The sequence below is a fragment of the Dactylosporangium sp. CS-033363 genome, assembly GCF_050942475.1.
Taxonomy (GTDB): Bacteria; Actinomycetota; Actinomycetes; order Mycobacteriales; family Micromonosporaceae; genus Dactylosporangium.
Genome location: NZ_CP192032.1, coordinates 7,055,067 through 7,072,715 on the forward strand (window position 1 = coordinate 7,055,067; position 17,649 = coordinate 7,072,715).

The 17,649-nt window shown below is 71.5% G+C and carries 15 protein-coding genes; 7 read left to right on the forward strand and 8 right to left on the reverse strand.

The window, feature by feature from the left end:
* Nucleotides 1-40 precede the first annotated feature (40 nt).
* Together ACQPZ4_RS32635 and ACQPZ4_RS32640 are read right to left on the reverse strand one after the other, a co-directional pair.
* Nucleotides 41-1,651 carry a cellulase family glycosylhydrolase gene (locus ACQPZ4_RS32635; protein WP_433044072.1) on the reverse strand — a complete coding sequence of 537 codons (1,611 nt, stop codon included), beginning with the start codon at nucleotides 1,649-1,651 and terminating at the stop codon, nucleotides 41-43.
* A 95-nt stretch (nucleotides 1,652-1,746) separates the two neighbouring features.
* Nucleotides 1,747-2,409, reverse strand: a complete 663-nt coding sequence (locus tag ACQPZ4_RS32640; RefSeq protein ID WP_433044075.1) for a hypothetical protein — start codon at nucleotides 2,407-2,409, stop codon at nucleotides 1,747-1,749.
* Between the two features lie 158 nt (nucleotides 2,410-2,567).
* On the opposite strand from ACQPZ4_RS32640, the gene ACQPZ4_RS32645 reads away from it, so the two are divergent.
* Nucleotides 2,568-2,984: a hypothetical protein gene (locus ACQPZ4_RS32645; protein WP_433044077.1), complete on the forward strand. Its 417-nt coding sequence runs from the start codon at nucleotides 2,568-2,570 to the stop codon at nucleotides 2,982-2,984.
* On the opposite strand, the gene ACQPZ4_RS32650 is transcribed toward ACQPZ4_RS32645, so the two are convergent.
* The gene (locus ACQPZ4_RS32650) at nucleotides 2,981-3,586 is read right to left on the reverse strand and encodes a DNA mismatch repair protein MutL (protein ID WP_433044080.1); all 606 of its coding nucleotides are present in this window, start codon (nucleotides 3,584-3,586) and stop codon (nucleotides 2,981-2,983) included. The genes ACQPZ4_RS32645 and ACQPZ4_RS32650 overlap by 4 nt on opposite strands.
* A 91-nt stretch (nucleotides 3,587-3,677) precedes the next feature.
* Between ACQPZ4_RS32650 and ACQPZ4_RS32655 the strand changes: the two genes are divergently transcribed.
* Together ACQPZ4_RS32655 and ACQPZ4_RS32660 are read left to right on the forward strand one after the other, a co-directional pair.
* Nucleotides 3,678-4,385 carry a response regulator transcription factor gene (locus ACQPZ4_RS32655; RefSeq protein WP_433044083.1) on the forward strand — a complete coding sequence of 236 codons (708 nt, stop codon included), beginning with the start codon at nucleotides 3,678-3,680 and terminating at the stop codon, nucleotides 4,383-4,385.
* Nucleotides 4,382-5,704, forward strand: coding sequence for a HAMP domain-containing protein (locus ACQPZ4_RS32660; protein ID WP_433044086.1), 1,323 nt, complete (start codon nucleotides 4,382-4,384; stop codon nucleotides 5,702-5,704). The genes ACQPZ4_RS32655 and ACQPZ4_RS32660 overlap by 4 nt, the downstream gene beginning before the upstream one ends.
* Nucleotides 5,705-5,711: 7 nt before the next feature.
* Here the strand turns inward: ACQPZ4_RS32660 and ACQPZ4_RS32665 are convergent, their stop codons facing one another.
* Together ACQPZ4_RS32665 and ACQPZ4_RS32670 are read right to left on the reverse strand one after the other, a co-directional pair.
* Complete coding sequence (locus ACQPZ4_RS32665) at nucleotides 5,712-9,251, reverse strand: AAA family ATPase (RefSeq protein WP_433044089.1); 3,540 nt, start codon at nucleotides 9,249-9,251, stop codon at nucleotides 5,712-5,714.
* A 30-nt stretch (nucleotides 9,252-9,281) separates the two neighbouring features.
* Nucleotides 9,282-9,689 carry a MarR family winged helix-turn-helix transcriptional regulator gene (locus tag ACQPZ4_RS32670; RefSeq protein ID WP_433044092.1) on the reverse strand — a complete coding sequence of 136 codons (408 nt, stop codon included), beginning with the start codon at nucleotides 9,687-9,689 and terminating at the stop codon, nucleotides 9,282-9,284.
* A 57-nt stretch (nucleotides 9,690-9,746) separates the two neighbouring features.
* On the opposite strand from ACQPZ4_RS32670, the gene ACQPZ4_RS32675 reads away from it, so the two are divergent.
* Nucleotides 9,747-10,487 carry an alpha/beta fold hydrolase gene (locus tag ACQPZ4_RS32675; RefSeq protein WP_433044095.1) on the forward strand — a complete coding sequence of 247 codons (741 nt, stop codon included), beginning with the start codon at nucleotides 9,747-9,749 and terminating at the stop codon, nucleotides 10,485-10,487.
* A gap of 70 nt (nucleotides 10,488-10,557) precedes the next feature.
* On the opposite strand, the gene mmsB is transcribed toward ACQPZ4_RS32675, so the two are convergent.
* The 3 genes from mmsB to chvE are packed head-to-tail and all read right to left on the reverse strand — an operon-like array spanning nucleotide 10,558 to nucleotide 14,512.
* Nucleotides 10,558-11,781: a multiple monosaccharide ABC transporter permease gene (gene mmsB / locus ACQPZ4_RS32680; RefSeq protein ID WP_433044098.1), complete on the reverse strand. Its 1,224-nt coding sequence runs from the start codon at nucleotides 11,779-11,781 to the stop codon at nucleotides 10,558-10,560.
* A gap of 7 nt (nucleotides 11,782-11,788) precedes the next feature.
* Nucleotides 11,789-13,321, reverse strand: coding sequence for a multiple monosaccharide ABC transporter ATP-binding protein (mmsA, locus tag ACQPZ4_RS32685; protein ID WP_433044101.1), 1,533 nt, complete (start codon nucleotides 13,319-13,321; stop codon nucleotides 11,789-11,791).
* Between the two features lie 60 nt (nucleotides 13,322-13,381).
* Complete coding sequence (gene chvE, locus ACQPZ4_RS32690) at nucleotides 13,382-14,512, reverse strand: multiple monosaccharide ABC transporter substrate-binding protein (RefSeq protein WP_433044104.1); 1,131 nt, start codon at nucleotides 14,510-14,512, stop codon at nucleotides 13,382-13,384.
* Between the two features lie 197 nt (nucleotides 14,513-14,709).
* On the opposite strand from chvE, the gene ACQPZ4_RS32695 reads away from it, so the two are divergent.
* Genes ACQPZ4_RS32695 through ACQPZ4_RS32705 form a run of 3 tightly spaced genes read left to right on the forward strand, consistent with a single transcriptional unit; the run spans nucleotide 14,710 to nucleotide 17,588 of the window.
* Nucleotides 14,710-16,104: an AMP-binding protein gene (locus tag ACQPZ4_RS32695; protein WP_433044107.1), complete on the forward strand. Its 1,395-nt coding sequence runs from the start codon at nucleotides 14,710-14,712 to the stop codon at nucleotides 16,102-16,104.
* A gap of 34 nt (nucleotides 16,105-16,138) precedes the next feature.
* The gene (locus ACQPZ4_RS32700; RefSeq protein ID WP_433044110.1) at nucleotides 16,139-16,594 is read left to right on the forward strand and encodes a cold-shock protein; all 456 of its coding nucleotides are present in this window, start codon (nucleotides 16,139-16,141) and stop codon (nucleotides 16,592-16,594) included.
* Between the two features lie 10 nt (nucleotides 16,595-16,604).
* Nucleotides 16,605-17,588 (forward strand): SDR family oxidoreductase, encoded by a 984-nt coding sequence (locus tag ACQPZ4_RS32705; RefSeq protein ID WP_433044113.1) that lies wholly within the window; start codon nucleotides 16,605-16,607, stop codon nucleotides 17,586-17,588.
* Nucleotides 17,589-17,649: the final 61 nt, after the last annotated feature.

Genomic DNA, 17,649 nt, shown 5'->3' on the forward strand with positions numbered 1-17,649 from the left:
AGGGGGCCGAAACCCCGCTCCCCGGGCCGAATCCCCCCAGTTACGAGCAGGTGGCGCCGTTGAGCTTGACGCCGGACGGGGCCGGGCTCGACGGGCCGTTCGCGGTGAAGCCGATCGTGGCCGAGGCGCCCGCGGCCAGGGACGGGGCCCAGCTCGGGGCGGCGGCCGTGAACGTGGTGCCGGACTGGGTGACGGTGGCGTTCCAGCCGCTCTGCAGCGTGACGCCGGACGGGACCGTGAACGTGGCGGTCCACGGGTTGACGGCCGCGGTGCCGGTGTTCTTCACCGTCACGCTGGCCTGGAAGCCGCCCTGCCAGGCGTTGTCAATCTTGACCGTGGCCGTGCAGCCGCCGGTGGGGTTCGGGGACTGGGACGCCGAGCGGGACGGGGAGGCCGAGACCGACGCCGACGCCGAGCCGGTCGGGCCCGTGCCGCCGCCGACGGGCGGGATGAGGTACGGCTGCAGGATCGACTGCTTCTGCTGGTTGACAGTCTTCCAGTCGTCGCCCACGATGCCGCCGGTGTCGCCGGAGTTCGGGTTCCAGGACCAGTAGGTGAAGTTCATGCCCGTGACGCCGGTGCCCATGTACGCCATCAGCTTCTGCAGCCACACCACGTCCTGCGGGTTCTGCAGGGTGCTGCCGAACTCTCCCACCAGTACCGGAGCGATGTTCTGCTTCTGCAGGTAGCCCCAGAACTGGTCCCAGATGCCCGGGAGGTTGTTCGGGAAGTTCGGGTCGTCGAACCAGGCCTGGTGGTAGACGGAGTTGCCGTACTCGTGCGCGGAGTACACGAGCTTGTTGGGCTTGTTGAGGCGGACCGGGAACTCGCCGGCCTTGGACAGGTTGCCGCCCCACCAGCCGCACGGCTCGTCGGGGATGTTGTCCCAGGCGTTGGCGTTGCCGCCGCTGGTGCAGCTGACGCCCTCGACGACGATGAGCCAGTTGGGGTTGGCCTCGAGGATCGCGTTGCCGGCCCGCTCGGCGGCCAGGCGCCAGTCGCGGTTCACGTCGCCGCAGCCCCAGCAGGCGCCGGTGCCGTTCGGGTCCGTACCGTCCGCGTGCGGCTCGTTGTGCAGGTCCGCGCCGACGACCGTGGTGTTGCCGGCGTAGTGGCGGGCCAGCATCTGCCAGTTGCTGATCCAGGTCGCCTCGGGGGTGGCCGGGACGTACCAGAGGGCGCTCTGGCCGGCGGAGGTCGGGCGGTGCCGGTCGAGCAGGATGCGCATGCCCTTGCTGCCGGCGTAGTCGACGACCTTGTCCAGGATCTGCAGCGGGGTCAGGCCGACGAGGTCGGGGTTGCTGTACCCGTCGACGCTGTTGGCCTGCGCGCCCGGCTTGAGCGCGTCCTCGGAGAACGGCACCCGGATGGTGTTGTAGCCCAGGCTCGCCATCTGGTCGATGTGGTCCTTCCAGGGCCGCGCCCACAGGCCGTGGAAGGTCTTGTTGTCGGTCTCCATGCCGAACCAGTTGAGGCCGGTGAGGCGCACCTTGGCCCCGGTGGCGTCGACGAGCTGCGCGCCCTGGGTGCTCAGGTACCCCGACCCGGTGCCGCCGGTGGCCGCCGACGCCGTGCTGTTCAGGCTCATCGCGGCGACTGCGCCGACGACGGCCAAGCTGCTGGCCGCGACGGCGGCCCAGAGTCTCCTCATGGGCGAAGTTCTATTGAGACACGTCACATTCCGCACAGCCGCGCGCCGTGAACGAACGCATTCGCGCAGCTCAGCACGGTACAGGAGGCGGAAACTTACACCGCCGGAAGCGCCGCCAGCAGCTTGTTGTGCGCGTCGAGGATCCGCGCGGCGGCGGCCTTGGTGGCGGGGTCGGCGCCGGCGGTACCCTCCGACGTGGCGATCCTGGTCGTGCCGGTCAGATGGTCGCGGAGCACGGCCACGGCCGCGGCCAGGCGCTTGTCGGCGGGCGCGTTGCGGACGTTCGCGAGGTCGTCCTCGAGCACCATGCCGGGCAGGTCGTGCCCGGCGTGCTCGGCCGGGTTCTCGACGCCGCCGCCGTCGGTGAGCGCCTTGCGCAGGACGACCAGCTCGTCGCGGTGCCCGGGACCGGCCGGGCCGACCACGGGTGCGAGCGCGGTGTCGTCCTTGAGCAGCTCGAACAGCGGCAGCGCGCTGTTGTCGAGCGAGATCATGAGCTGGAGGAACGCGAGGTCGGTCCCGTTCAGCGAGCTGGACGCCTGGACCTGGGGTGCGGGCGCCTTCGGTTCGTGCGCGGGGCGGGCCCACAGGACCACGACCGCGAGGGCGGCGACGAGCACGACGACCACGGCGAGGATGCGGCGCCAGAGGTCCCGCTTGGCGACCTCGGCGTCCCCCTCGGCGACAGCCTCGTCAGGCGCGGGCTCCGAGAGCGCCACGCTCGCACCGTTGATGGGGTCCTCGCCATCCAGGGTCACAGGATCGACGGTAAATCCCAGGCCGGGGCCGTTTCTATTAGCTGCGCATTAAGTTGTCCCGATGATTTTCAGCGCGCGCGAATAACGCTTTTAAAGCGGATTTCAGGAATGATCGCCCCGCGGGCCATCGACGGGCGGCCCTGCGCGAGACTGGGCCCGTGAAGCGGCTCCTGCGCGTCCCATTCGTGCTCGTCTTCGCCGCGCTGTGGGGCATCGGCTCCTACGCGCTCGGATTCCAGGTGCTGGCCGACAACGTCTCGGTCGCGCTCGGGGCCGCGTTCACCGGCGGGATCGTGGTGACCGGGACCCTCGGCAGCCTGACGAGCCGGCCGGGGGCGGTCCTGCTCGGGCTGCCGCTGGCCATCGTCGCACTGACGACCGCGGTGTACGCGGCGGGCATCCACCACATGCACACGCTGCCCCGGATGACCATGATCGAGCCCGGGTCCGCGGTGCTGACCACGGCCCGGGTCACGGTGCCGCTGCTGGTCGCCTACACCGTGCTGCTCGCCGGACTGGGCGCGCTCGACGACGCCGCCACCGTGCGCCGCTTCCGCCGGCACATGGCGAGCTAGTTCCCGATTCTCGTGACCTCGCCGTGCGGGCCGCCCTGCCACCAGAGGCAGTCGACCAGGAACGCCGCGCTGCCGTTGCCGGACACGAACTGCACGACGAGCCGGCTGGGCTCGGTCTGCGCCTGCGACACCGAGTAGCCGTCCCGCGGCGTGGCGGTGACCAGCGACACCACCTCGGCGCGGATGCGGACCACGGCATCGCCGCCGTCGGAGCGGAACGACTTGAGATACACGTCGACGCCGTCCGGCCCGGTCGTCACCGTCCAGCCGTCGACCATCCGCGGGGCGGGGGCCGTCGTGCGCTGGGCCGGCGGGGCCGGCGAGGTGCGTGTGGCGCCCGGGGTGCTCGGGTGTGGCGTGAAGGCCGAGCTGGGGTCCTCGATGATGATGGTGCTGGGCGTGGCCGCCGGGACGGACGGTGGCGGGAGGGTCTGCGTCACGGCCTGCCGCCCGCCGCGCCCGTCGTCGGCCGCGACCGGGATCGAGTCCTGGGGCACGGCGGTGCGCAGGACGGGCCGGAGGGCCAGCGACGCCACGCCGATACTGGCCGTGGTCGCAAGACACCACAGCAGCACCGGTACCGCACCACGCTCGACTCCCACCGCCGCATTCTTGCACGCCACCTGGCGAGATCGCCCATCCCGAAGAGCCCGATTGGCCCCGGCCCCCAGGCCAGGCGCTACCGTGTCCGCCATGCCGCTCATCCTGCTGGTCGAGGACGACGTCGCCGTCTCCGGCGCCCTGTCCCGGGCCCTGACCGACGCCGGCCACGTCGTGCGCCCCGTCGGCAACGCCGGCTCGGCGCTGCGGGTCATCGCCACCGACCCGCCGGACCTGGTCATCCTGGACCTGGGCCTGCCGGACATGGACGGCCTCGACGTACTGCGGATGCTGCGCGGCATCTCCAACGCGCCGGTGATCGTGGCCACCGCCCGCCGCTCCGAGCGCGACATCATCCGCCTGCTCGACGCGGGCGCCGACGACTACGTGACCAAGCCGTTCTCGAGCGCCCAGATGTCGGCCCGGATCAATGCGGTCCTGCGCCGCGGCCAGGGCACCCCCGGCCAGGCCCAGCCGCCCGCCGGCGTGACGGTCGGCGGCCTGCACGTGAACCCCCAGCAGCGCTCGGCGACGCTGGACGGGCGGCCGCTGCAGCTGACGAAGAAGGAGTTCGACCTGCTCGCGTACCTCGCGCAGCGGGCCGGCCGGGTGGTGAGCCGCCGCGAGCTGCTGACCGAGGTGTGGCAGCGCCCGGACAGCTCCGGCGAGGACCAGACCATCGACGTGCACGTCTCCTGGCTGCGGCGCAAACTCGGGGAGAGCGCGACGCAGCCGAAGTACCTGCGCACGTTCCGCGGGGTCGGGGTGATGCTCGTCGACCCGGCGCAGCCGCCCGCATGAGATCGGCGTTGATGCGCCTGTCGTTCGCGATCACCACGATGATCGCGCTGGCGTTCCTGGTGCCCCTGGCGTACGTGACCAAGCAGATCGCCCACGACCGCGCCCTCGCCGAGGCCCGCTACCAGGCCGACGCGATGGTCGCCGCGCTGGCCTCGGCCCCCGGCGACCAGTCCGGCGCCCTGGTGCGCGCGGTGGCCACGGTGCCGGCGGGGCAGTCGGGGCGGCTGGCGGTACACCTGGTGGGCGAACCCACGGTCGGCACGAGCCACGCCCTGGCCGCGGACGTCGACCGGGCCGTGCACCAGCGCCGCTCGCTGACCGTGGACGCCCCCGGCGGCATCGCCTACCTGCAGACGGTCGTGCTCGACGGCGACCGGACCGCCGTCGTGGAGGTCTACGTCTCCGACGGCGAACTCTCCGAGGGCGTCAGCGCCGCCTGGCTGGCCCTGGCCGGCCTCGCGGTCGTCCTCGTGGCGGGTTCGACGCTGGTCGCCGACCGCCTGGGCGCCCAGATCGTCGGCGCGACCCGCAAACTCGCCGAGGGCGCCCGCGCGTTCGGGGACGGCGACCTGCACGCCCGGGTCGAGCCGGAGGGCCCCCCGGAGCTCAAGGACGCCGCGCGCAGCTTCAACCGCATGGCCGAGCAGATGGTCGCCTTCGCCGACGCCGAGCGCGAACTGGCCGCCGACCTCTCGCACCGCCTGCGCACCCCGCTGACCGCCCTGCGCCTGGACGCCGACGCGATGCCGCCCGGCCCGATCGGCGAGCGCATGCGCCAGGCCTTCGACGCCCTCGACGACGAGATCGAGCAGATCATCACCCAGGCCCGCCGCTCGGCCGCCGACCGCCAGCCGGAAACCACGGACCTGGTCGAGGTGGTGGCGGACCGCCTGGCCTTCTGGTCGGTCCTGGCCGAGGACCAGAACCGCCCCTGGCGCGTGACCGGCGGCCAGGAACCGGTCTACGTCCCGGCCTCGGAGGCCGACCTGATCTCAGCCGTCGACTGCCTGCTGGGCAACGTCTTCCAGCACACCGGCGAGGGTACGGCCTTCGAGGTCCACGTCTCCGCCCGCGGCCTGTTCGTCGACGACGCGGGCCCCGGCATCGCCGACCCGGAGAACGCCCTCCGCCGCGGCGCAAGCGGCGCCGGCTCAACGGGCCTGGGCCTGGACATCGTCCGCCGCGTCGCCGAGTCGGCGGGCGGCCACATGGTCATCGAACGCAGCCGGGCCCTGCGCGGCGCCCGGATCGCCATCGAACTGGACCCGTTCGCCCCCGAACAACCCCCGCCGAGGCCGGCCCGGCGAATCGTCCGGTGAGCGACCGTCAGAGGCGCAGGCCGTAACGCGCCCGAACCTCGGGCGGCAGCGGCGCGACGGGCTCCTCGACGCCCGCCAGCACCTCCTCGGCCGACTCCGGGAGCCACCAGCTCAACACCCGCCCGTCGCTCAACGCACACGCCAGCCGCCGCCCGCCGTCGAGCCACCGCAAGTCCGTCGCCGTGTCCTGCCGGTACGGGTAGTGCATCGGCAGATCGAACGCCGCCATCGGCGCGCCGTCGGACACCCGCCAGAGCCGGATGGCCGACCCTTCCCGCACGCCGGCGAGGAGACGGCCGGTGGGATGCCAGACGAGCACGGAGATCGCCCGGTCACCGCCGGCGCACTCGGCGACCGTCGCGCCGCTGCGGGTGTCCACGATCTCGACGTCTCCGGATCCGGTGCCGATCGCGAGCAGGTCCCCAGCGGACCAGGCGAGTGAGGCGACCTCCTTCGGGCCGATGGCCTCGCCCATGCTCCCGTCGAGGGTGTCGACGATCCGCGTGCCGGCGTACGGCTCGGCGGTGGCGAGCCGCCTCCCGTCGGGCGCGAAGGCGATGCGTTGCGGCGCATCGGCAAGATCGGCGATGGCGTGCCGGCATGTCCAGTGTTCGGTTTCGAACAGCTCCGCCTTGCTCCGGCTGAGGCGCAGCAGCAGGGACCCGTCGGGCGACCACAACATGCCGCGCCCGTCCGGGTGTGGATGCTCCCGGCGGACGAGCGCCGCGCCTCTCGCCGGGTCCAGGACCACGAAGCCCGAGTCATCCCCCACGGCCAACCGGGCACCGTCCGGCGACCAGGACCCGTGGACACGAAGCTGCGCCAGGCCGAGGTCGGACGCGGGCCGCCCTGGCATGTCGGCGTCGAGATCCATCACGGCGATGCCATCGCCCGCAACGGTGGCGACGCGGCGGAGGTCCGGCGACCACCAGGCGGAACTCAGGTCCAGACGAGGGAGCGCCGTCCACTTTCCCGACGCCATGTGGAACATGCTGACCAGGTGACGGCCGACGACAGCGACCTGCCCGGTCGGGGCCATGACGATCGGCGACATCGCACGAACCGCGCTGTCGCTGCTGGACCGCCACGGCACGGTTTCGCGGCGCATGGGCCCGTCCCCCTCGGCGTCGAGAAGGAAGAGTTCCGCCTGCCCGTCGTGCTTGATGACGTGGACCAGCAACGTGTCCGGCGCAGGCAACCAGGTCACGCCCCCCATCTGCCGCAACTCGCGAGGCCCGGGCAGCCTGACGTGTCGGACGCAGGCACCGTTCGTGACATCCCAGACGCGTACGTCGAACGGCTCGAGCGTGGCCAGTCTCGAACTGTCGGGCGACCATGCCACGATCATCGACCTGTCGTGGTCGACGGTGATCGCCGCCCGGCGGGAACCGTCCGCGGTGTCGATGACCTCGATGGTCCTCGGGCCCGGGACAGCGATCGATGCCGTGTCCGGCGACCAGACCGGCGTATTGCTGAACCGGGGGGTGCCCACCGCGATGCGCTTCGGCGGCGCCTGCGGCTCAGCCGCAGACCAGATGTTCAGGTGGTCCCCGGTGACCTCGGCATAGGCGGACCCGTCCCCGGCGAACCCGATCCCGTTGGTGCCCTCGTAGAACGTGCAGTCGAGGCGATCCACCAGCCGTAGGGAGTCCGTGGTCTGGATCGACATCCATTCCTGACCGTTCACCGCCAGCAGGCGCCCGTCCTGGCTCAGCACGGCGTCGTCGCCGTCGGGGACGAGGTCGCAGCGGAGCAGGCGGCCCTGCGGGGACCAGCGGGACAGCGTGCCGGCCTCGCCGACGACGAGCAGGTCGGTCCCGTCCCAGGCGGCGGTGCGGATCGTGTCGGAGTACGGCGCCGCGGCCAGGTCGACCTCGGGCGGCGACGTCAGGGACCACAGGGTCAGCAGCGCCGGCCCCGCCGGGTCGGCGTCGAGCTCGGTGACGGCCGCCCGGGCCAGGGCGACGGCCTGGTTCCGGTCCTTGCCGGTCAGCTCCAGGGCCGCGGTGGCGGCCGCCACCGCGCGGTAGGCGCCGGTGCGCCGCTCGTACCCGTCCGACTCGGCGATCATCGCGGCCAGGTGGGCCGAGGCGCCGAGGCGGTCCGCGGTCGTGGTCGCCTCGCGCAGGGCGGCGCCGCGCAGGAGGAGGTCCGCCGGGCGGCCGGTGTCGGACCAGCGCGCCGCCGTCGACTCCAGGTCCGCGCGGGCGCGCAGGAGTTCCGTGTGTCCGGCGGCAAGGTCGACCAGGTGGTCCCAGCGGCGCAGGAGGACCTCGTGGACCAGCACCAGGGACTGCCCGGCGTTGGCGTCGATCACGAGGCGGTCGTCGCGCAGGTCCGCCGCGACCGCCCGTTCGGCGTCGCCCAGCTCGCGGGCCGTGGCCGCGCGCAGGGTCAGCCGATGTCCGTCCCAGGCGGTCAGCCGGAGCAGCAGGGCGTCGACCGCGGCGACGCCGTGGCGGTCGGCGGCGGCGCTGTAGACCTCGTCGGCGTGCCGGGCCAGGGAGCCGGCGACCCGCCCCGCCTCCTCGTACGCCGCCCAGGTGACGACGGAACCCGACCGGGGCCAGATCGCCTGCATGAGCTGGTTGACCAGCGGCAGGGCGTCGCCGGCGGTCGCCTCGGCGAGGATCTGTTCCAGCAGGCCGGGCTCGAACCGTACGCCGGCCGCGCGGGCCGAGCGCTCCAGGACCTCCCGCAATCGGGCCGAGCCCAAGGCGTCGACCGGGATCGGCTCGGGGCGTGGCATGCCGGTCGCCTGTTGCAGTTCCTCCAGGTACTCGGGGCGGACGGCCGCGACCAGCCGGACGGTGCGGTCCACGGCGAGCAGGCGCTGCAGGTACTGCCACAGCAGCCGCCCCTCGCCCGCGGCCGCGTCGGTGAACAGCTCCTCGGCCTGGTCGATCGCGAGGACCAGGCGCGACCGGTGGCGGACCTGGCGGAGCGCGGCGAGCAGGCGGTCCGGCTCGGGTCGCCCGGCCGAGGCCTCCTGCCGCAGCGCCGATGCGAGGTCGGCCAGGCCGGTGCGGTCGCTGCCGGCGGCGTCGATCAGGGCCGCCGCCAGGCCGTTGAACGGGTCGGCGCCCGGGCGGATCGGGCCGATGACCGTGCGGGTCCGGGCGAGCCGCGGCAGCAGCCCCGCCTGCAGCAGCGAGGACTTGCCGACGCCGGAGGGGCCGGTGAGCGGTACGGTGCGCCGGGCCACGGAGCCCGCGGGGCCGTCGAGCCGGGCCAGGCAGGCGGCGATGTCGTCGTCGCGGCCGAAGTAGACGGCGGTGCGGTCGGCCGCGTACGCCTCGAGGCCGGGGAACGGGCTCTCGTCGCGGCGCCAGACGACCCGGCGGCGCAGCAGGCCGCGGCGGCCGAGTTCCCAGACCAGGACGGCCACCGCGATGCCCGGCAGCCACCAGCTCGCGGCGGCCGCCAGCCAGCGCAGCGGCGGCCACCAGGAGGCGACGTCGGCGGTGATCAGATTCGTGCCGAGGCCGAGGACCGCCCCTAGGAACAGCGAGGCGAGATCCAGCGATCTTGGCGAATCGGTGCGCACCCGCCCATGGTGCCAACCGCGCGCCCGCGGTCAGCCGAGCAGGCGCTGCAGGAGCCGGTCGAACACCGCCAGCTCGTCGGCGTCCAGCGGGGCGAAGGAGCGCTCCAGCACCTCGTTCAGCAGCTGCTGGCCCTGCTCGCGGATCTCGTCGCCCTTCGCGGTGAGCCGGTGCTTGACCGCGCGGCCCGGGCCCGGGACGCGCTCGATCAGGCCGCGGTCGATCATTCTCGTGGCGAGGGTGCCGAAGGACTGGTCGGTCTGGAAGGTCAGCTGGGCCAGGTCGTGCAGCGAGGCCTCCGGGTTGCGGCGCAGGTGGCGCAGCGCGTCCCACTGGACCAGGCTCACGCCCAGCGGGGCCAGCGCGGCGTTGGCCTCGCGGTGGTGGCGCGCCTGCAGCCGCTTGACCGACAGCCCGATCTCCGAAATCGCCCTCGTCATGCCACCCAGCGTACCTCAGGTTGTTTATATCAACATGCTGATATAAGGTTCCTGAGTATGACCGTCACCTACACCGAGCGCGGCTCCGGCCGCCCCGTGCTGCTGCTGCACGGCGGGGCCGGGCCCGCCTCCGTCGTCGACTTCGCGGAGCGGTTCGCCGCCGAGCATCCGGTCCGGGTCATCACGCCGACGCATCCGGGCTTCGACGGGACCGTGCGGCCGGGCGGGGTCGAGACCGTCCGGGACCTCGCCACCGTCTACAAGGGACTCCTCGACGAGCTGGGACTCGAGGACGTGGCGGTGGTCGGGAACTCGATCGGCGGCTGGATCGCGGCCGAGCTGGCCATCCTCGGGTCGGCCCGGATCACGAAGCTGGTGATCGTGGACGGGGTCGGGATCGAGGTGCCCGGGCACCCGGTCATCGACTTCTTCGGGCTCTCGTTCCCCGAGATCGCCGCGGCCAGCTACTACGACCCGACCGGGCGCGTGATCGATCCGGGCACCATGCCCGAGGCCGCGCGGCGGAACATGGCGGGGAACCGGGAGACGCTCAGGCGATACGCCGGCGACATGGTGGACCCGACGCTGAAGGCCAGGCTGCAGGCAGTACGAACGCCGGCTCTTGTGGTTTGGGGCGACAGCGACCGGATCGCCGATCCCGGCTATGGGCGGGCGTTCGCGGCCGCGATCCCGGACGCCGATTTCGTGCTGCTGGAGCGGACCGGGCACCTGCCGCAGCTGGAGAGCCCGGATGCGCTCATCGGTCCACTGTGGAGGTTCCTGAAAGCGAATGCGTGAGACAGGGGCGGACCGCCGACGCCCCGAAGGCGGTCCACCCCTGCTTTCCCACCAGACACCCGAACAAAGCTCAGCGGGAGCGGCCCGCCCGGCGCTTGGCCCACACGTCGAAGGCGACCGCGGCCAGCAGGACGATGCCCTTGACGAGCATCACGCGCTCCGGGGGCTCGCCGTTCAGGGACATGCCGTTGCTGATCACGGCCATGATCAGGCCGCCCGTGATGGCGCCGACGACCTTGCCGACGCCGCCCTGGACCGCGGCGCCGCCGATGAACGCGGCCGCGATCGCGTCCAGTTCGAAGGCGTTGCCGGCGGTCGGGCCGGCGAGGTTCAGGCGGCCCGCGAAGATGATGCCGGCGATCGCGGACAGGATGCCCATGTTGACGAAGATCCAGAAGGTGACCTGCTTGACCTTGACCCCGGAGAGGCTCGCCGCCTGCAGGTTGCCGCCGACGGCGTAGATGTGCCGGCCGAAGACGGTGCGCTGCGAGATGAGGGTGTACGTCAGCACGAGTACGGCGAGCAGGACCAGTACCCACGGAAGGTTCTTGAACCGGGCCAGCTGCACGATGACGAACATGAGCACCAGCGAGGCGCCGATCAGCTTGGCCCAGAAGACGGGCAGCGAGTCGACGGCCTGGCCGTAGCCGATGCGGCCGCGGCGGGCGCGCCACTGCACGGCGATGATGCCCACCACCGTGCCGATGCCGACCAGCAGGGTGAACAGGTCGGCGCCGCCCAGCGGGCCGAGGCCGACGTTGTTGAGGAAGCCGGGGATGAAGCCGTTGGACAGGGTCCGCACGTCCTCGGCGAACGGGCCGATGCCCTGGTTGCCCAGCGTCGTCATGGTCAGCGCGCGGAAGATGAGCATGCCGGCGAGGGTGACGATGAAGGCCGGGATGCCGAAGTAGGCGATCCAGAAGCCCTGCCAGGCGCCGATCAGCCCGCCGGCCACCAGCGTGACCACGATCGCGAGCGGCCAGGGCATGTCCGCCTTGACCATGAGCACCGCCGACAGCGCGCCGGTGACGGCGACGACCGAGCCCGCGGACAGGTCGATGTGCCCGGCGATGATGATCAGAATCATCCCGATCGCGAGGATCAGGATGTAGGAGTTCTGGATCACCATGTTGGAGATGTTCTGCGGCTCCAGCAGCGAGCCGTCGGTCAGGATCGTGAAGAACACGACGATCGCGGCGAACGCGATGTAGATCCCGCTCTGGCGCAGGTTCACCGAGAACCGCGTCGGGGGCGTGACGGTCGGCTCGACCGCCGGTTCGACCACTGTGGTCATGGACGGGTTACTCCTTGATCCTGGTCATGAGCCGCATCAGCCGCTCCGGGGAGAACTCGGCGCGTTCGACCGCGCCCGTGATGCGCCCGGCCGACAGCGCGTAGATCCGGTCGCAGATGCCGAGCAGCTCGGGCAGCTCGGAGGAGATGACGAGGACCGCCTTGCCCTGGTCGGCGAGCTGGTTGATGATCGTGTAGATCTCGTACTTGGCGCCGACGTCGATGCCGCGGGTCGGCTCGTCCAGGATCAGCACGTCGGGGTCCGTGAAGATCCATTTGGCCAGCACGACCTTCTGCTGGTTGCCGCCGGAGAGCGTGCCCGCGATGGTGCCGACGTTCTTGGCCTTGATGTTGAGGCTGCCGCGGTACCGCTCGGCGACCTCGAACTCGCGGTTGTCGTCGACCCAGCCGCCCCGGGACAGCTTGTTCAGCGCCGCGCCGGAGACGTTGCGCTGGATGTCCTCGATGAGGTTGAGCCCGTAGCGCTTGCGGTCCTCGGTGGCGTAGGCGACGCCGTGGCCGATCGCCTCCTGGACCGAGCGCATCTGGATCGGCTTGCCGTGCTTGTACACCTGGCCGCTGATGTCCACGCCGTAGCTGTGCCCGAACACGCTCATCGCGAGCTCGGTGCGCCCGGCCCCCATCAGCCCGGCCAGCCCGACGATCTCGCCGGCGTGCAGGGTCAGCGAGGCGTCGTCGACGACCTTGCGGCCGTGCTGGGTCGGCGAGTGCACGGTCCAGTGCTCGATCCGCAGCAGCTCCTCGCCGACGTGCGCGGTGTGCGGCGGGAAGCGGTGCTCGAGGTCGCGGCCGACCATGCCGGAGATGATCCGGTCCTCGCTGACCCCGCCCGGCGCGTGCATGTCGAGCGTCTCGATGGTCCGCCCGTCGCGCAGGATCGTGGTGGAGTCGGCGATCGCCTCGATCTCGTTGAGCTTGTGCGAGATGATCACGCACGTCACGCCCTGGTCGCGCAGGCCGCGCAGCAGGCCCAGCAGGTGCGCGGAGTCCTCGTCGTTGAGCGCCGCGGTGGGCTCGTCGAGGATCAGCAGGCGCACCTCCTTGGACAGCGCCTTGGCGATCTCGACCAGCTGCTGCTTGCCGACGCCGATGTCCATGGCCGGGGTGACCGGGTTCTCGCGCAGCCCGACCCGGTCCAGCAGGCGCGCCGCGTCGGCATTGGTGCGGTTCCAGTCGACCAGGCCGCGGCCGACCCGCTCGTTGCCCAGGAAGATGTTCTCCGCGATCGACAGGTACGGGATGAGCGCCAGCTCCTGGTGCACGATCACGATCCCGCGGCGCTCGGAGTCGCGGATGCCGTTGAAGTGGCAGGGCTCGCCCTCGAAGAGGATCTCGCCCTCGTACGAGCCGTGGCCGTACACGCCGGACAGGACCTTCATCAGGGTCGACTTGCCGGCGCCGTTCTCGCCGCAGATGGCGTGGATCTCGCCCCGGCGCACGGTCAGGTTGACGTCGTCCAGGGCCTTCACGCCCGGGAACGTCTTGGTGATGCCCCGCATCTGCAGGAGGGCCTCGGTCATGCTGGATTCTCCTCAAGGGGGCCCGAGTTTCCCAGAAACCCGGGCCCCGGCCAAGCGCTGTTACTTGAGCTTGTCCTCGGTGTAGTAGCCACCGTCGATGAGCACGGACTTGTAGTTGGACTTGTACACCACGACCGGCTCGAGCAGGTAGGACGGGACGACCTTCTTGCCGTTGTCGTAGTCCTTGGTGTTGTTCACCTCGGGCTTGCCGCCCTTGAGCACGGCGTCGCCCATCTTGACCGTGACGTCGGCCAGCTTGCGGGTGTCCTTGTAGATCGTCGCGTACTGCTCACCGGCGATGATCGACTTGACCGACGCGACCTCGGCGTCCTGACCGGTGACGATCGGGTACGCCTGGCCGCCGGTGCCGTAGCCCGCGCTCTTGAGCGCCGACAGGATGCCGATCGACAGGCCGTCGTACGGCGAGAGCACGCCCTGCACCTTGGTGCCGCCGTTGTACGTCTTGGTGATCAGGTCCTCCATGCGCTTCTGGGCCGTCGCCGGGTCCCAGCGCAGGATCGCGACCGTCTTGAAGTCGGTCTGGCCGCTCTTCACCACGAGCGTGCCCTTGTCGATGTACGGCTTGAGGGTCTCCATCGCGCCGTTGAAGAAGAAGGTCGCGTTGTTGTCGTCCGGCGAACCGGCGAACAGCTCGATGTTGAACGGCCCCGTGGCGGTGCCGTCCGAGCCGTCCTCCTTCTTCAGGCCGAGGCCGACCAGCAGCGAGGTGGCCTGCTGCACGCCGACCTTGAAGTTGTCGAAGGTGGCGTAGTAGTCGACGTTGGGCGAGTTGCGGATCAGCCGGTCGTAGGCGATGACCGGGATCTTCTTGTCGGCCGCCTCCTGCAGCTGCGTGGTGATGGCGGTGCCGTCGATCGACGCGATGATGAGCAGCTTCGCGCCCTTGGTGATCTGGTTCTCGATCTGGTTGACCTGCGTCGGAATGTCGTTCTCGGCGTACTGCAGGTCGACCTTGTAGCCGAGCTTCTCCAGGGCGGCCTTGACGTTGTTGCCGTCGGCGATCCAGCGCTCCGAGGACTTGGTCGGCATCGTGACGCCGACCAGAGCTCCGGCGTTGTCGCCGGGCGCGCCGGCCTCCTTGTCGGCGGTCTTCTCCGACGAACCACAGGCGGCGACGCTGAAGGCGACGGCCAGGCCGATCGCGGAAGCGGCGATACGTGCGAACTTCACTTCTCCCCCTCAGGGCAGCGTGCATCGGTCGGCGGGCGGGGCGTCAGGGTGTGAACGCTGCCACCGACTCGGTAACGAAATTGTTGCTGGGGCGTTGCCGCCACAGTGTTAACGCTCACAAAGAGGAGTGTCAAGACGAGCGATCGGATCGTGATCCGGCCGTTTCCACCCTCTGCGCACGTGTGACGATGGTGCCCATGCGCCTGCTGAGCGGACTGCACGAACACGGTACCGACCGTGGACACGCTGTCAATGTGAACGGTCGCGGGCTGTCCGCGGAGCGGTTACGCAACGCCGCCGCCGCGGTCGCCGCCGACGTGCACGGGGCCGCGACCGTGGCCGTCGACGCCACCCCGACGCTCGAGACGGTGGTCGCCGTGACCGGCGCGCTGATGGCCGGCAGCGCGGTCGTGCCGGTGCCCGCCGACGCCGGCGACACCGAGCGCGCGCACATCCTGCGCGACTGCGGCGCGATCGTGACCCTGAGCAACCGGCCCGACCTGTTCCCGGGCGCGGTGCCGGTCGACGTGGCGCGCGAGTCGGGCAACGGCTACCCCGAGCCGGCGGCGGACGTGTGCGCGCTCGTGATGTACACCAGCGGTACCACGGGAAATCCCAAGGGCGTCGAACTGACCCACGGCGCCGTCGAGGCCGGCCTGGACGCGCTCGCCGAGGCGTGGGACTGGACCGCGGACGACCGGCTCGTGCACGGCCTGCCGCTGTTCCACGTGCACGGCCTGATCCTGGGCGTGCTCGGCGCGCTGCGGCACGGCTCGCCGCTCACGCACACCGGCCGCCCCCGCCCGGCCGCGTACGCCGCCGCCCGCGGCACCCTCTACTTCGGCGTGCCCACCGTCTGGTCGCGCATCTGCCAGGAGCCCGCCGCCGCCCGCGCCCTGCGCCCGGCCCGGCTGCTCGTGTCGGGCAGCGCTCCCCTGCCGGCGCCGGTCTTCGAGCGGCTCTACGCGCTCACCGGCCACAAGCCCGTGGAGCGCTACGGCATGACCGAAACGCTCATCACGATCTCCAGCCGCGCCGACGGCGAACGGCGCCCGGGACAGGTCGGCGTACCGGTCACCGGCGTGCGGACGCGCCTGCTGGCCGAGGACGGCACCGAGGCGCCCCGCGACGGCGAGACGATCGGAGAGCTCCTCGTCAAAGGCCCAATGCTCCTTCGCCGGTACCGCGGGCAGCCCGCCGAGGCCGCCCGCACCCCCGACGGCTGGTTCCGCACCGGCGACCTCGCCCGGATCGCGCCCGACGGCTGGCACCGCATCGTCGGGCGGGCCTCCACCGACCTCATCAAGTGCGGCGGCTACCGCATCGGCGCCGGCGAGGTCGAGGACGCGCTGCTGGCCCACCCGGCGGTCCGCGAGGCGGCCGTCATCGGCGTGCCCGACGAGGACCTCGGCGAGGCCGTCACCGCGTTCGTGGTCGCCGACGCGCCCGTCGCCGAGCGGGACCTCATCGACTTCGTGGCCGGTCATCTCAACGCCCACAAGCGGCCGCGAGCCGTGCACTTCGTCGCCGCGCTGCCCCGCAACGCCATGGGCAAGGTGCAGAAGAAGCGGCTGGCGGGTCCTATGCTGTAGGCCTGGACAGGTTTCTGGTGGGTGGTGGTACGCGGTGGAGACGGGCAGGATTCTGCGGTTCGACGAGGTCCGGGGTTACGGGTTCATCGCACCGAACGCGGGCGGCGAGGACGTCTTCGTGCACGCCAACGACTTCGGCGAGCAGCGCCATCTCGTGCACCCCGGGATGCGCGTCGAGTACGAGGTCGAGGAGGGCGAGCGCGGCCTGAAGGTCTCGACCGTGCGCATCCTCGACAGCCCGCCGCCGCGCCGCGAGCACACCCGCACGACGGCCGCGGCGACCGCCCCGTTCACGCCCGTCACCGACCGCGCCGGGGTCCCGGCCGGCGACGACGACGGGCTGTGCGACGTGCTCTCCAGCCGCGAGTTCACCGCCGAGGTCACCGAGCTGCTGATCCAGCACGTGCCGACGCTGACCGGCGCCCAGATCGCCCAGGCCCGCCAGCACCTCGCCGCCTTCGCCCGCTCGCACGGCTGGGTCGAGAGCTAGTCTGTCCCGCGTGAAGGTTCTGTTCATTGGTGGCAGTGGCATCATCAGTTCCGCCTGCTCGCGGCTGGCCGTCGAGCGCGGCATCGACCTCTATGTGCTGAACCGCGGGGCCTCGAAGCAGCGACCCCTGCCCGAATCGGCCACGTTGCTGCAGGCCGACATTCACGACCCCGCGGCGGTACGGGAGGCCATCTCGGGCCTGTCCTTCGACGCGGTCGTGGACTGGGTCGCCTTCACCCCCGACGACGTGCGCGCGGACATCGAGCTGTTCCGCGGCCGCACCGGGCAGTACGTGTTCATCAGTTCCGCCTCGGCCTACCAGACCCCGCCGGCGCGCCTGCCGATCGTGGAGTCCTCGCCGCTGCGGAATCCCTTCTGGCAGTACAGCCGCAACAAGATCGCCTGCGAGGACCTCCTCGTCCAGGTGTACCGCGACAAGGGCTTCCCGGCGACGATCGTGCGTCCTTCGCACACGTACGACCGCACCCTCGTCCCGTTCGACGGCGGCTGGACGGTCCCCGCGCGGATGCGCGCCGGCAAGGAGATCGTCGTGCACGGCGACGGCACCTCCCTGTGGACCCTGACCCACCACGAGGACTTCGCCCGCGCCTTCGTCCCGCTCCTGGGCCACCCCCGCGCCGTCGGCGACACCTTCCAGATCACCGGCGACGACTACCTGACCTGGAACCAGATCGCCGAACAGCTCGCGTCGGCCCTGGGCACCACCGCGAAGATCGTCCACGTCCCGTCGGACGCGATCGCCGCCGCCGACCCGGAGTGGGGCGCCGGGCTGCTGGGCGACAAGGCCCACTCGATGGTCTTCGACAACAGCAAGGTCCGCGCCCTCGTCCCGGACTACGTGGCGACGATCCCGTTCCACCAGGGGGCGCGGGAGATCGCCGCCTGGTTCGACGAGGACCCGTCCCGCCAGACCGTCGACGAGCGCCTCGACAAGGTCATGGACGACCTGGTCGCCCGCTTCCGGATCGCCTAGCCCGGAGCGCCCGACCTCCGCGGCGATCGCCTGACGCAGCCGTCCGGCGATCGCCTCGGCA